Origin of the sequence: Pseudomonas sp. 43A, from assembly GCF_013363935.1 — a bacterium.
GTDB classification, from domain to species: domain Bacteria; phylum Pseudomonadota; class Gammaproteobacteria; order Pseudomonadales; family Pseudomonadaceae; genus Aquipseudomonas; species Aquipseudomonas crudilactis.
The window spans coordinates 4,622,019-4,635,904 of sequence record NZ_CP054880.1 but is presented as its reverse complement, the minus strand read 5'-3'; the positions used below and the strand labels follow the sequence as shown (position 1 = coordinate 4,635,904).

14 protein-coding genes are annotated in these 13,886 nt (G+C 61.1%); 4 read left to right on the top strand and 10 right to left on the bottom strand.

Going from position 1 to position 13,886, the window contains the following annotated elements:
• Window positions 1-34: 34 nt before the first annotated feature.
• The 5 genes from HUW52_RS20270 to HUW52_RS20250 form a co-directional block, all read right to left on the bottom strand.
• Window positions 35-1,384: an APC family permease gene (locus tag HUW52_RS20270; protein ID WP_016983248.1), complete on the bottom strand. Its 1,350-nt coding sequence runs from the start codon at window positions 1,382-1,384 to the stop codon at window positions 35-37.
• An 81-nt stretch (window positions 1,385-1,465) separates the two neighbouring features.
• The gene (locus HUW52_RS20265; RefSeq protein WP_175554705.1) at window positions 1,466-2,218 is read right to left on the bottom strand and encodes an N-formylglutamate amidohydrolase; all 753 of its coding nucleotides are present in this window, start codon (window positions 2,216-2,218) and stop codon (window positions 1,466-1,468) included.
• Window positions 2,202-3,533 carry a glutamine synthetase gene (locus tag HUW52_RS20260; RefSeq protein WP_175554704.1) on the bottom strand — a complete coding sequence of 444 codons (1,332 nt, stop codon included), beginning with the start codon at window positions 3,531-3,533 and terminating at the stop codon, window positions 2,202-2,204. The genes HUW52_RS20265 and HUW52_RS20260 overlap by 17 nt, the downstream gene beginning before the upstream one ends.
• On the bottom strand, window positions 3,530-4,174 hold the full coding sequence (locus HUW52_RS20255; RefSeq protein WP_175554703.1) for an isochorismatase family cysteine hydrolase: 645 nt from the start codon (window positions 4,172-4,174) through the stop codon (window positions 3,530-3,532). The genes HUW52_RS20260 and HUW52_RS20255 overlap by 4 nt, the downstream gene beginning before the upstream one ends.
• Before the next feature lie 2 nt (window positions 4,175-4,176).
• Complete coding sequence (locus tag HUW52_RS20250; RefSeq protein ID WP_016983252.1) at window positions 4,177-5,031, bottom strand: MurR/RpiR family transcriptional regulator; 855 nt, start codon at window positions 5,029-5,031, stop codon at window positions 4,177-4,179.
• Between the two features lie 331 nt (window positions 5,032-5,362).
• Between HUW52_RS20250 and HUW52_RS20245 the strand changes: the two genes are divergently transcribed.
• Both HUW52_RS20245 and cobF read left to right on the top strand, forming a co-directional pair.
• Window positions 5,363-5,935 (top strand): histidine phosphatase family protein, encoded by a 573-nt coding sequence (locus HUW52_RS20245; RefSeq protein ID WP_175554702.1) that lies wholly within the window; start codon window positions 5,363-5,365, stop codon window positions 5,933-5,935.
• Window positions 5,932-6,687 (top strand): precorrin-6A synthase (deacetylating), encoded by a 756-nt coding sequence (gene cobF / locus HUW52_RS20240; RefSeq protein WP_175554701.1) that lies wholly within the window; start codon window positions 5,932-5,934, stop codon window positions 6,685-6,687. Before HUW52_RS20245 ends, cobF begins: the two co-directional genes overlap by 4 nt.
• Before the next feature lie 220 nt (window positions 6,688-6,907).
• On the opposite strand, the gene HUW52_RS20235 is transcribed toward cobF, so the two are convergent.
• The 3 genes from HUW52_RS20235 to HUW52_RS20225 are packed head-to-tail and all read right to left on the bottom strand — an operon-like array spanning window position 6,908 to window position 9,489.
• Complete coding sequence (locus HUW52_RS20235) at window positions 6,908-8,089, bottom strand: acetyl-CoA C-acetyltransferase (protein ID WP_175554700.1); 1,182 nt, start codon at window positions 8,087-8,089, stop codon at window positions 6,908-6,910.
• Between the two features lie 11 nt (window positions 8,090-8,100).
• The gene (locus tag HUW52_RS20230) at window positions 8,101-8,766 is read right to left on the bottom strand and encodes a CoA transferase subunit B (RefSeq protein ID WP_122599988.1); all 666 of its coding nucleotides are present in this window, start codon (window positions 8,764-8,766) and stop codon (window positions 8,101-8,103) included.
• Between the two features lie 24 nt (window positions 8,767-8,790).
• The gene (locus HUW52_RS20225) at window positions 8,791-9,489 is read right to left on the bottom strand and encodes a CoA transferase subunit A (RefSeq protein WP_016983257.1); all 699 of its coding nucleotides are present in this window, start codon (window positions 9,487-9,489) and stop codon (window positions 8,791-8,793) included.
• A gap of 184 nt (window positions 9,490-9,673) precedes the next feature.
• Between HUW52_RS20225 and HUW52_RS20220 the strand changes: the two genes are divergently transcribed.
• Window positions 9,674-10,570, top strand: a complete 897-nt coding sequence (locus HUW52_RS20220) for a LysR family transcriptional regulator (protein WP_175554699.1) — start codon at window positions 9,674-9,676, stop codon at window positions 10,568-10,570.
• Between the two features lie 116 nt (window positions 10,571-10,686).
• On the opposite strand, the gene HUW52_RS20215 is transcribed toward HUW52_RS20220, so the two are convergent.
• Window positions 10,687-11,529 carry an NAD-dependent protein deacetylase gene (locus tag HUW52_RS20215; RefSeq protein WP_175554698.1) on the bottom strand — a complete coding sequence of 281 codons (843 nt, stop codon included), beginning with the start codon at window positions 11,527-11,529 and terminating at the stop codon, window positions 10,687-10,689.
• 55 nt (window positions 11,530-11,584) lie between these two features.
• Window positions 11,585-12,631 carry a class I SAM-dependent methyltransferase gene (locus HUW52_RS20210; RefSeq protein ID WP_175555716.1) on the bottom strand — a complete coding sequence of 349 codons (1,047 nt, stop codon included), beginning with the start codon at window positions 12,629-12,631 and terminating at the stop codon, window positions 11,585-11,587.
• 413 nt (window positions 12,632-13,044) lie between these two features.
• Between HUW52_RS20210 and HUW52_RS20205 the strand changes: the two genes are divergently transcribed.
• Window positions 13,045-13,884 carry a DUF692 domain-containing protein gene (locus tag HUW52_RS20205; protein ID WP_175554697.1) on the top strand — a complete coding sequence of 280 codons (840 nt, stop codon included), beginning with the start codon at window positions 13,045-13,047 and terminating at the stop codon, window positions 13,882-13,884.
• The last annotated feature ends 2 nt before the right edge of the window (window positions 13,885-13,886 follow it).

Below are 13,886 nucleotides of genomic sequence, written 5' to 3'. Positions count from 1 at the left end.
CCTGATTTGTTGTCAGACGCCGCTCTTTTTCTTGTCAGCCTTTGCTCGGGTCGGGCAGCGCGGTGCTGGCGCCGAGTTTGTTGAGGAAGAACAGGTACACCAGACCCAGAGCAATCCAGATCAGGCCGAGTTTCTGCGCATCGACGCCCATGTTGTACATGATGGCCGCGACGATGATGAAACCGATCACCGGGCAGATCAGGTGACGCACGACCTGACCGGACTTTTGCCGACGCCAGTAGTAGTTGATCACTGTCAGGTGCAGCAGCATGAAACCGCTGAGCGCGCCGAAGTTGACCAGCGAGGTCAGGGTGTCGACCGAATTGATGAACAGGTAGCAGATCACCAGCGACAGCACCGCCACTAGGTAAATGCTCAGGTACGGCGTGTTGTGTTTCGGGTGCACCTTGGCCAGCACTTTCGGCAGTTTGCCGTCGCGGGCCATGCCGAACAGCAGACGCGAGACGGCGGCTTGCGAGGTGATTGCCACAGCCACGCCCCAGGCCAGCGCCGTGGCGACAGCGGTCAGGGTCGCCAGCCAACTGCCGGCGGCAATTTCGGCAATTTCATAGAACGCGGTGTCGGCGGATTTGAAGCCCATGCCTGCCGCCAGATCGGTGGCGATCCAGGTTTGTGCAACGAAAATCACCCCCATGACTACCAGGGTGATCAGTGCGGCTTTGCCGACGCTCTTGCCCGGATCGCCCTTGATTTCTTCGGCGAGCGTCGAGATCGCATCGAAGCCGAGGAACGACAGCACCGCAATCGACACCGCTTGCATCAGCAGGGCGAAGTTGAAGGTTTCCGCGTGATACAGCGGCGCCAGGGTCAGCTCGCCGTTACCGCCACCGTTGTGCAGGGCATTCCAGGCGTAGAACAGGAAAATGCCCAGCACCACCAGTTGCGCCAGCAGGAAGATGATGTTCATCCGAGCGGTGAAGGTGATGCCGCGCAGGTTGACGAAGGTCGCGCTGACCAGGAACGCCAGAATAAAGCCGACTTTCGGAATGTCCGGGTACAAATGGTTGAGCGCCATCGCCGCGTAGACGTAGAGCAGTGGCGGAATCAGCAGGTAATCGAGCAGCATCAGCCAACCGGCGATAAAGCCGACGTGTTGATTGAGGCCGCGCTGCGCATAGGAATACACCGAACCTGCGATCGGAAAAGCCTTGGCCATGCTGCCGTAGCTCAACGCGGTAAACAGCATCGCCACCATGCCGATGACGTAGGCCAGCGGCACCATCCCCGGCGCCTCGGCGTTGACGTAGCCGTACACCCCGAACGGGGCGATGGGGATCATGAAGATCATCCCGTACACCACCAGGTCGGTCAGCGTCAGGCTACGTTTCAACTCTTGCTTGTAGCCGAATTCTTCAATTTCCATGAAGCGCAACTCCTTGTCAGCCAGTCGGTCGTTTTAGTTGTTATCGGTCCATCGTTTACAGCGTCAGCAGTCTTTCATTCATTACAGCAATGGCGCGAGGTATCCGGCCCAGCGCGATACGGCTTCGGGGCTGCGCAGCAAATCGTTGCGCACCTCGATCAGCACCGAGTCGAGGCCTCGGGCATCGCCGTGCACCGGCACGGTCATGTCGCCCAGCGGATCGATCTTGTACGGCTGATTGCCGGCCACTATCAGCGGATGCTCGCCGAGACCGTCGAGCAGGCGTTGCGCGTAAGCCTTGGCCTGACCGAACAGCACACCGGCTTCCAGCGGTCGAGGCTGGCCGTAATACACCGGGGTGAAACTGTGAATCCCCACCACACGTACCGCTAGGCCCTTTGCAACACGCTCGTCGATCAGGGTTTGCAAGCGCGCGTGAAACGGCTTGAACAGGGTCTGGCGGCGGTATTCGCGGGTGGCTTCAGCCAGCTCGCGGTTGCCCGGCACTTGATAAATCTCGCTCTGCGCCGGAATGCTGTCCGGGGCGTGGCGGGGCCGATTCAAATCGATCAGCAGGCGCGAATAGTTGGCGCTCAACAGGGTGACGCCGAGCATTTCCGATAACTGCTCGGCCAGTTGCAGGGCGCCAATGTCCCAAGCGATGTGTTCGCGCGCGGCGGCATCGTCCAGGCCCAGGTTGTTCAGGGCGTCGGGGATGTAGCGGCTGGCGTGTTCGCACACCAGAATCAACGGGTGCGTCGAATCTTCGCGGCTCAGGTTGTAGGCCGGTCGGGTGTACAACCCCAGCTCGGCGGATTCAGTACAGGCGTGCATATTGCTCACACAAGTCAGCGGGCGAGAGCTGTTCCGTCAGCGCCAGTTCCTCGGTTTTCAGGGCGTAATAGGTGTCGAGCAGCGGCTTGGGCAGCCATTCGGCGAAGGCGCCACTGTTGCGCAGGCAATCCAGCGCCTGGGCCAGCGAGGCGGGCAGGGCAACGATGCCCCGGGCCTGGCGTTGCTCGTCGTTGAGTGAATCGGGAATTTCATCGGTGATCGCGTTCAGCGCTAGGCGTTGTTCGATACCCAGTCGCCCGGCGATCAGCAGTGCAGCCATGGCCAGATGCGGCGAGGCAGTGGCGTCCATGGCGCGGAATTCGAGGTTGAACTGGTTGGCCACGGATTTGCCGCCGAGGGTCACGGTCGGGCAGATGCGCAGCGCCGCCTCGCGGTTCTGTTGGCCGAGACAGGCGTAGGACGCGCTCCAGTGATGCGGCTGCAAGCGCTCGTACGACACCGGCGTCGGCGCGGTAAACGCACACAGCGCCGGCAAGTAATGCAGGATCCCCGCCGCCCAATGCTGGCCGAGGCTCGACAGACCATTGCTGGTGCCAGCGTCGTAGAGCATCGGCACACCGGCCAGATCGAGCAGGCTGACGTGCAGGTGCACGCCGTTGCACACCGCGTCGGCGGCGGTTTTCGGCGCAAAGCTCAAGTCCAGACCCATTTGCCGGGCGATCTCGCGGGTGATCTCGCGCACATTGACGGCGCGATCCGCCGCCGCCACGCCGAGCGTCGGACGGCAGGTGATTTCGTATTGGTGCTTGCCGTATTCCGGCAGAAACATTTCCGGCTCGACACCGCCGGCGCGCAAGGCGCTGAGCAGCCAGCCGCCGAACTCGGCGCCCTGACGCTGGGCCTCGAGGGAGAACGCCAGATGCTCGGCGAAACCGGCGTGCAGGTTGAACTCGTGTTCGAACGCGGCGTTGACCTGCAAGCCCAGTTCATCGCGATAACGCTCGATTTCGTCGCGCAACAGCGTGCGCGGGCAGGCGCCCCACGGACGGCCATCGGTTTCGCGAATATCGCCGTGGATAAAATCCAGCGCCGGCGCGTTGGCGTCCGGGCCGTTGCCGACGGTGACGCGGCTGCCCAGATCGGGAATCAACCGCAGGTCGCCATAAGCGCCCCATGGATTGGTCGAGGCGATGATGTCCTGCGGCGTCAACGCGCTGTTGGCCGGCACCCAGCCGCAACCCGCCGCTTGATAATGCTCAAGCTCATCGGTGGGGAACGAGCGGCCCCGGGTAATGCCGATCAGGTCGGTGGTGACCAGGGTGGTCATCGGCAGCGGCGTCAGGCGCGTGCTCATGGCTGCATCTCCTGCAGGCGGGCGAGCACGGTGTCGGTGTCGGTAATCCAGCAGTAACCCTTGATCGCATTCAGGCAGGCGTGATGGCGTTCGGCGCTGTAGGTGGCGCAGGCGTCCTCGACCAGCGTGACCAGATAGCCGCGATCAGCAGCGTCGCGCACGGCCATGTCGACGCATTGGTCGGTGACGATGCCGGCGATGATCAAATGGCGGGTTTCGAGGTTGCGCAGCACGTAGTCGATGTTGGTCGAGTTGAAGACGCCCGATGACGTCTTCGGCAGGACGATTTCGTTTTCCACCGGTGTCAGGTCATCAATGATCCTGGCCTGCGCGCTGCCTTTGGGCAAGTGCATGTCCGAGAGTTTGTGGTCGAGCGAGCGGTCGCGGCCATCAGCCGTAAGGCTTTCGATAATGGTGTGCAGCACGTTCTGCCGCGCTTCGCGAAAAGCGCTGAGCAGGCGACGTTGGTTGGGCACCACCTGCATGTGCGCGCGGGTCAGAAAATACTCGGCGTCAGGCCCGTTGAGGTGCGCGTCGAACTGCGGTTCGAGCCAGGCACGCTGCATGTCCACCAGCAACAGCGCGGTGTGATCGGTGACAAACGGCAAGTCCCGCGGCGAGCGGTGGGGAAGGCTGAACATCCTTATTTATCCTCCAGCAGGTGGGTGTTGAAGTCGTTGCGCAGCGCATCGATGCCTTCCAGGCGATCGGCGAGGTTTTCGGTGCGCAAGGTCAGGCAGGCGATCAGTGCTTCGACCTGAGCCAGCGCCGGCACCATGGTGTCGAACGGCGAGGCCGATTCCACCGGCGCGCTGATGATCAGGTCGGCCAGTTCGCGCAGCGGCGAGGCATAGATATCGGTGAACAGCACCACCCGCGCGTTGTTGTTTTTCGCCGCACTGGCGACCCGCAGCGCCTGGGTCTGATAGCGGCGGTAATCGAACACCAGCACGACGTCCTGACGTTGCAGATCAAACAACCGATCAGGCAGTTGCGCGTTATCTTCCAGGGCAAAGCAGCCGGGCCGCAGCAGGCGCAGGTGATTGAGCAGGTAGGTGGCCATCAGACTGCTGAAGCGCCCGCCGAAGCAATACACCTGATGCCGGGCATCGAGCAGCCAGTCGGTGAGAATGCGCACGTCTTCGGGTTGGGTCAGCGATTGGGTTTCGACCAGCAGGCGATGGCTGTCGCCCAGATAGTGGCTCCAGGCGTCGTCCTTGTGCTGATGGGCGCGCGGTTGCAACAACGTGCGCGGCGAGCGCAGGCGGTGGTCCATGTCGCTGAGCAGTGCATCCTGGAATTCGGCATAACCGCCGAAGCCGAGTTTTTTCACCAGCCGCACAATGGTCGGATCGCTGACGCCGGCGTGTTCGGCCAGCCGCGCCATCGGCCCCAGACCGTTGCGTGGGTACTGATCCAGCAAGGCGCGAACGACTTTGCGCTCCGACGGCGTAAGATCCAGGCCGGGATCGGTGATCAGGTCTCTGAGAGGGGGCATCCGGGCTCCTGCTGGATGGAGGGTGTTGAATTCGCTTCATAATCCGTTAAAACAGTATTTATGTAACTGACGTTACATGTCTAGTGAATTTTTCAGCGTGTTGAAACGGCGCCAAAATGAGGCGCGGTGCCCGTGTAACAAGGGCTACACGTAATTCGATCGGATTTGTAGTCCATTGCCCACAACAGTGTCAGATATTGCCGTATTCCTGCCGTCGCCGGTTTTTGCCGGTGGCTATCCGGCCGCCCCGCAACCCTCGGTTTACGGCACAATTGCCCACAGAGCGGCTTTGCGTCGTTGATTTTCATGAAGGCCTACCGGAGCGATGCCTGTGCAGACCACTCGTTTGACATTGATCTGCCATGCGCGAACCGTCGCACAGAAATTGGCGTGTTTTCCTACGAACGAGCCTGTTGAAAATATCGACTTGGCGTCAGGTGCACTGGCTGAGCGTTTCGACGCCGCGCGACGCTTGATTTGTGCGCCGGAATTACGCGCTCGCCAGACGGCGGCGTGGTTTGGCGTGGATGCTCAGATCGACGAGGCGCTGCGCGATTGTGACTGGGGACGCTGGCACGGGACTTCGATCAAGGATCTGCAACGCTCGGAAGCCGCCGGGCTGCATGCCTGGCTGGAAGATTCCCACGCAACCCCCCACGGCGGGGAGTCGGTGGCGCAGTTGTGCGAGCGCGTGTCGATATGGCTGACCAGTCTGCAAGCCACGCCCGGACAAGTGGTGGCGGTGACGCATCCGTTTGTCATTCGTGCTGCGCTGAACCACGCGATGAGCGGCGCGGCGTTTCATGACATTGATGTCGAACCGTTGTCGATGGTCGAACTACGCTACACCGGGCGCTGGCGTTTGCGTTTGCCGGGCCTCGACATTAAAGGAGCACTTCGATGAAACAGCTACTGGTGATCGGCATCGGCGCGGGTAATCCCGACTACATCACGATGCAGGCGGTGAAGGCGCTGAATCAGGTCGACGTGTTTTTTCTGATGGATAAAGGCCAGAGCAAGGACAAGCTGATCGACTTGCGCCGTGAGATCTGTGAGCGCTACATCGACGATCCTGACTATCGCTTCGTCGAAGCCCACAGCCCGGAACGCGAACGCGGCGATGTCGACTACACGGCCAGTGTCGATGACCTGAACCGTGCCAAGCAGCAGACCTTCGAACGCCTGATCAATGACGAATTGTCTGACGGCCAGTGCGGCGGTTTTCTGGTGTGGGGCGACCCTGCGCTGTACGACAGCACCGTGCGCATCCTCCAGGCGATTCTGGCCTCGGGCACGTGTGCCTTCGAGTTTGAGGTGATCCCCGGGATCACCAGTGTTCAGGCGCTGGCGGCGCAGCATAAGGTGCCGTTGAACACGATCGGTCACTCGATCGAAATCACCACCGGTCGGCGTTTGGCGGCCGGGCAGGTGAGTGATACGGACAGTCTGGTGGTGATGCTGGATGCCGAGGATTCCTATCATCAGGTTGCCGATCAGCAGACCGAGATCTACTGGGGTGCCTACCTGGGCACGCCGGACGAGATTCTGATCAGCGGCAGGCTGGCGGATGTCGCGGAGGAGATCGAGCGGGTGCGCAAGGCTGCGCGGGCGGAGCATGGGTGGATCATGGATACGTATTTGCTGCGCAAGCCATAGATTTTCGCTGACCGGGCGGGCCCCTTCGCGAGCAAGCTCGCTCCCACATTTTGAAATGCGTTCCCTTGTGGGAGCTAGCCTGCTCGCGAAGGGGCCGCCACATTCAAAGCACATTTCGAACAGGCAAAAAAACACCCGATGCAACGCAAGTCGCACCGGGTTTTTTGTTGCCAGCGCACGGCGGATGTCGTGGATCCTCCGTGCGCTGTTGAACTCTTGGTTATGCGCGTTCCAGCGCCAGTGCCACACCCTGACCGCCGCCGATGCACAGGGTCGCCAGACCCTTTTTCGCATCACGCTTGATCATTTCATGCAGCAGGGTCACCAACACGCGGCAACCCGAGGCACCGATCGGATGGCCCAGCGCGATGGCGCCGCCGTTGACGTTGACCTTGTCCAGATCCCATTGCAGATCCTTGGCCACCGCCAGCGATTGTGCGGCGAAGGCTTCGTTGGCTTCGATCAGGTCGAGTTGGCCAATGTTCCAGCCAGCCTTGTCCAGGCAGCGGCGGGTCGCCGATACCGGGCCGATGCCCATGATCGCCGGATCGACGCCTGCGTTGGCATAGGCGGCGATTTTCGCCAGCACAGGCAAGCCGAGGGATTTGGCTTTTTCCGCGCTCATCAGAATCACGGCGGCGGCGCCGTCGTTCAGCGACGAGGCGTTGCCCGCAGTAACGCTGCCGTCCTTTTTGAACGCCGGACGCAGTTTCGCCAGGGATTCGGCAGTGGTGTCGCCACGTGGCTGTTCGTCAACCTTGAACGCCACCGGATCGCCTTTGCGCTGCGGGATCAGGATCGGCGTGATCTCATCGACAAAGCGACCGGCCTCAATCGCGGCGGCGGCTTTCTGCTGCGAGGCTGCCGCAAAGGCGTCCTGCTGCTCGCGGCTGATGTCGTACTTGTCGACCAGATTCTCGGCAGTGATGCCCATGTGGTAATCGTTGAACGCATCCCACAGACCGTCGCTGATCATGGTGTCGACGATTTGCGCGTGGCCCATGCGCAGACCGGTGCGTGCGCCCGGCATCACATAGTTGGACAGGCTCATGTTTTCCTGGCCGCCGGCAATAATCACCTCAGCGTCGCCACAACGAATCGCCTGTGCGCCGAGGTGCAGTGCTTTCAGGCCCGAACCGCAGACCTTGTTCAGGGTCAGCGCCGGCACGGCGTGGGGCAAGCCAGCCTTGATCGCCGACTGGCGCGCCGGGTTCTGGCCGGCGCCGGCGGTCAACACCTGGCCCATGATCACTTCATCGACCTGCGCACCGTCCAGACCGGTCTGCTCGAGCAACTGGCGGATCACCGCCGCGCCCAGATCAACGGCGGACACGCTGGCCAGCGAGCCTTGGAAACTGCCGATCGCGGTACGCGTGGCGGCAACAATTACGACGTCTTGCATTTTCGAATTCCTCACTGGGCAGCGAACTGCATTTCCGGTACGTGATCCGGGACGATCAGTTTACCAGCGGTTTTGGCGACGATTTCCTCGACGCTGACGCCAGGTGCGCGTTCCTTGAGGACAAAAGCGCCATTTTCGATCTCGAGGTAGGCGAGGTCGGTCAGTACGCGTTTGATGCAGCCGGCGCCGGTCAGCGGCAGGCTGCATTTGGCGAGCAGCTTGGACTCACCGTCCTTCGATGCGTGGGTCATGATGACGATTATGTTGTCGGCGCCGGCCACCAGATCCATTGCACCGCCCATGCCCTTGACCAGTTTGCCGGGGATCATCCATGAAGCGATGTTGCCTTCGACGTCGACTTCGAACGCGCCGAGCACGGTCAGGTCGACATGGCCGCCGCGAATCATCGCAAAGGACTCGGCGGAGTTGAAAATCGACGCGCCGATGCGCGCGGTCACGGTCTGTTTACCGGCGTTGATCATGTCGGCATCAATGGTGTCTTCAGTCGGGAAAGGGCCCATGCCGAGCAGGCCGTTTTCCGATTGCAGCATGACTTCCATGCCTTCTGGAATGTAGTTGGCGACCAGGGTCGGAATGCCGATGCCGAGGTTCACATAAAAGCCGTCCTGCATTTCGCGGGCGACGCGCTGAGCCATTTGTTCGCGGGTAAGTGCCATGTTGTTGTTCTCCGTCAGCCTGAATTATTTGCGGATGGTGCGCTGTTCGATGCGTTTTTCGAACGTGCCGCAAATGACCCGATCGACGTAGATGCCCGGGGTATGGATCTGCGAGGGGTCGAGTTCGCCGGGTTCGACGATTTCTTCGACTTCAACCACGGTGATCTTGCCGGCGGTGGCGGCCAGCGGGTTGAAGTTCTGCGCGGTGTGACGATAGATGACGTTGCCGAAGTGGTCGGCTTTCCAGCCTTTGACGATGGCGAAGTCGCCGGTGATGGATTCTTCCATCAGGTACTTGCGACCTTTGAATTCACGCACTTCCTTGCCTTCGGCGACCGGTGTGCCGACGCCGGTGGCGGTGAAGAAGGCCGGAATACCGGCGCCGCCCGCGCGCATTTTCTCGGCGAGGGTGCCTTGCGGGGTCAGGATGACTTCGATGTCGCCCTTGAGCAGTTGCTCTTCGAACAGCTTGTTTTCGCCGACGTAGGAGGCGATGACTTTACTGATCTGGCGATCGGTGAGCAGCACGCCGAGGCCAAAACCGTCGACGCCGCAGTTGTTGGAGACGACGGTGAGGTCGCGGGTGCCTTTGCGTTTGATCTCGGCGATCAGGTTTTCCGGAATGCCGCACAGACCGAAGCCGCCGGCGATGACTGTCATGCCGTCCTCAAGCCCGGCGAGGGCTTCCTCGTAGGAACTCACGCGCTTGTCGAAACCTGCCATATGCACCTCTTTTATTATTTGCGGGCGGCTGGCTAGCCGAATGGTTGGAGTGTCTCGCTGGAAGATATATTTGTTAAGTTGATTTTTGAGGTCGATTGATTGATAAAGCTCAATAGTCGCGTTATGGCTTGCCGCTTAACGCTTGATCGTTCCCACGATGCACCGACGATCCTGAGGCTTCAGTATGACCATCAAACAGATCCGCGCCTTCCTCGCCGTGGCCCAGAGCCTCAGCTTCGCCGTGGCCTGCGAGCGCCTGCACCTGTCGCAATCGGCGTTGAGCCTGACCATCAAAGCGCTGGAGGAGGGCCTGGGCGGACGCCTGTTCAGCCGCAACACGCGCAATGTGGCGCTGACCGCAGAAGGCGAATCACTGCTGCCATTGGCCCGGCGTCTGATCGCCGACTGGGACAACGCCGAAGACGAAATGCGTCAGCGATTCAGTTTGCAACGCGGGCGGGTGACGGTGGCAGCGATGCCGTCGTTTGCCGGTAATCTGCTGCCGCCGATCCTCAAGACGTTTCGCGCGCGCTATCCGAACGTCAACGTCACGGTCAATGACGTGATCAACGAGCAGGTGTTGGAGATGGTGCGCGATCGTCAGGTTGAACTGGGCGTGGCGTTCGAGCCGATGCAAAACACCTCGATGACATTCACGCCGTTGTACATGGATCGCTTCGTCGCGGTGGTGCCGAAGGATTCGCCATTGGCCCGGTTTAGCGAGATCGACTGGCAGACGCTGTTGCAGCAGCCGTTCATCACCTTGCAGCGACCCTCGACGGTACGAGTGATGCTCGAAGAACACTTGCAGGCGCGGGGCATGAAATTGCCGGTAGAGTTTGAGAGCCATCAATTGGCGACGGTCGGGCGGATGGTCGCCAGTGGTCTGGGTGTCAGTGCCGTCCCGGCGTTGTGCGCCGAGCAGATGCAGGAGCTGGGCGCCCACTGTCTGACGCTGGATGATTCGGTGGAGCGGGCGATTGGCGTGCTGACCGAACCGGGCAATGAACTGTCGGCGGCGGCGCAGGCGTTGTTCGATATTCTCCAGCAAGAGAACCTGAGCCAACGCCTGTCTCCCTGATTGCCCCGATCCAGGTAGGAGTGAGCCTGCTCGCGATAGCGGAGTATCAGTCAGAGTTGCTGTGGCTGACAGAACGCTATCGCGAGCAGGCTCACTCCTACAGGGGATCTGTGTCTTCAGTAGGTGAGGCGTTGTGTCAGCAGGGGTAGAAGCTGTTCACACGACGCTTCAATCTTCAAATCCAGCAAATCATCCGCGCGGGTCTTGCCCAGATTGATCGCCATCAACGGTTTGCCGCGATCGGCAATTACCCGGCACAAACGAAACGCCGAATACGCCATCAACGAAGAGCCCACCACCAACATCCCCGCCGCACTTTCTGCCGCCGCCATCGCCTGAGCCGCCGTGTGCTGCGCGACGTTCTCGCCGAAAAACACCACATCCGGTTTCATCCGCTCGCCAGCGCAATGCGGGCAGAGCGGCACTTGAAAGCGCGCCTCGAACGCCGGGTCGAGCAGGGTGTCGCCATCCGGCGCCTGCACCGCATCAACGCCGGCCAGATACGGATTGTGCAACTCCATCAATTGCTGAATCGAATCACGCTCACTGCGCTGGCCGCAGTCCAGGCAGAGGACGCGATGCAAGCTGCCGTGCAACTCGATCACATCGTGGCTGCCAGCCTGATCGTGCAGGGTGTCGACATTCTGAGTGATCAAATTGCGTATCAGCCCACTGCGCTGCAAATCGGCCAATGCCTCGTGAGCCGCATTCGGCTGCGCCTGACGCACCCTCGGCCAGCCGAGCATCGCACGCGCCCAGTAGCGACGGCGTGATTCAGGGGCGGCAAGGAATTCCTGGTACATCATCGGTTGCCGGCCACGGCGTACACCGTCGCTGTCGCGGTAATCCGGAATGCCCGACGGCGTGCTGATACCGGCTCCGGTCAGGACGATAAAATCGCCCTCGGCCATCACCTCTTGCAAGGTGTCGAGATGTTCGCGGGTCGGGCTGTCGAGCATGGTCAGCGCTCCGGGGAAGGACGATGCCAGCAGGTTAGCACGCGACCCGCGCAGGTTACTTGCGTGCCTCCAGAATGAGGTTGAACGGTGTTTGTGTGGCCCGGCGGAAGTGCTTGAACCCGGCCTCGACAAACACTTTACGCAAGCGTATTTCCCCGGCTTGCGCACCCAAGCCGAGGCCGACTTCCTGTGACAGCGAGTTCGGTGTGCAGATAAACGTCGAGGCGGCGTAAAACAGCCGTCCGACCGGGTTGATGTTGTCATCCAGGGTGTCGTTGGCAAATGGCTCGACCAGCAACACCGTGCCGTCGTCCTTCAATGAATCATAGGCGTGACGGGCGGCACCGACCGGGTCGCCCATGTCGTGCAGGCAGTCGAAATAGCAGATCAGGTCGTAGTCATTGCCCGGGTAGCTTTTCGCCGAGCCCTGAAAAAACTTCGCCCGGCTGCTGACTCCTCCTTCCTCGGCGCGCTGGGTGGCGACAGTGATCGACGGTGCGTGATAGTCGTAGCCGACGAAACGCGAGTTGGGGAACGCCTGGGCCATGATCACCGTTGAGGCGCCGTGACCGCAGCCAATGTCGGCGACTTTGGCGCCTTCCTCAAGCTTGGCCACCACACCGTCCAGCGCCGGCAGCCATTCGGCAATCAGGTGGCCTCTGTAACCTGGCCGGAAGAATCGCTCGGTGCCGGTAAACATGCATGGGTGGTGATCGCCCCAGGGCAGGGCGCCATTGCCGCGCATGGCTTTGACCAGTTTGTCTTTGTCGTGGAAAAACGATGCCACCACGCCGAGTCCACCGGCAACGTAGACCGGCGAGTCTTCGACGGCCAAGGCCAGCGCCTGTTCTTCCGGCAGGCGGAATTGGCCATCGTGGTGCTCCATATAGCCGGACGCCGCGTGAGCGCTGAGCCATTCGCGCACCAGACGCGGGTTACAGGTGGTTTTCGCGGCGAGGGCATCGGCACTGATCGGCTGGCTGTCGGCCATGGCGCGGTACAGGCCGAGTTCTTCGCCGACGATGACATTGGCCAGCATCGCCGCGCCGCCCATGTCGTTGACCAGTTTGCCCATGAATTGGTTGAGTTTCGCCTCGTCCATCATGTGTGCTCCTGAAACAGGATCACGGTCCGGCGGCGTCGAGGGTCGAGGCGTGCGCCACCGGGCGGTGGTCACGGAGTTGGGCAGGGCACGGCTGACGTCCTGCGGCCCCCTCGACTGGGTCATAAAAGAGTCTAGCCCCGGTCCGGGACTGCCGCTGTATTTGTAAACACTGAAGTCCTGTGGGAGCGAGCCTGCTCGCGAAGGCGGCATGTCAGGCGGTTCTTATATTGGCAGTGCCGACACTTTTGCGAGCAGGCTCGCTCGCACAATATTGATCGGCAGTGAGTCTGTATCGCCGTGTATCGCCGTCATCGCAGGATACACAAGGCTGCAAATGCCCGGTCATCTGCACACAGACGTAATACATCTGGCGGCTCAAATGTGGAAAATCCACTGCTGAGGTACATCCTATGCATACGTCGCCCTCCTCACGGCCACCCAGCGTCGGCCTCGGCTTGCGCCGTGGTCTGCTGAAAGATCTGCAAGCTGCCCGCACGGGTGATTTCGACTTTCTCGAAGTCGCTCCGGAAAACTGGATCGGCGTCGGCGGTGCCCATGGGGCGGCGTTGCGTGAACTGGCTGAGCGTTACCCGTTGTCCTGCCACGGATTGTCATTGTCGCTTGGCGGATTCGCGCCGCTGGATGTCGAGTTTCTGCAGGAAGTGCGCGTGTTTCTCGACCGTTACAACGTGCCGCTGTACAGCGAACACCTGAGTTATTGCAGCGATGACGGTCATCTGTATGACTTGCTGCCATTGCCGTTCACCGAAGAGGCGGTGCACCACGTCGCTGCGCGAATCCGTCAGGCCCAGGACATTCTCGGCCGGCGTCTGGCCGTGGAAAACGTCTCCTACTACGCCGCTCCGCATCAGGACCTGGACGAGGTGACCTTCACCAATGCCGTGCTGCGCGAGGCTGATTGCGATCTGCTGCTGGACGTCAACAATGTCTACGTCAACGCGATCAACCACGGCTTCGATGCGCAAACCTTTCTCGCCGGTCTCGAGCCGGGCCGGGTGGTCGGAATGCACGTGGCCGGGCATTTCGATGAGTCCGACACACTGAAAATCGATACTCACGGTGCCTCGGTAAAACCGCAGGTCTGGGCATTGCTGGCTGAGGCCTACGCGCGGTTTGGCGCGCAGCCAACGTTATTGGAGCGGGATTTCAACTTCCCGGCATTCTCCGAACTGATTGCCGAGTTGCAGACCATTCGCCACTTGCAAGCCGGGGGACGTCATCGTGGATAACC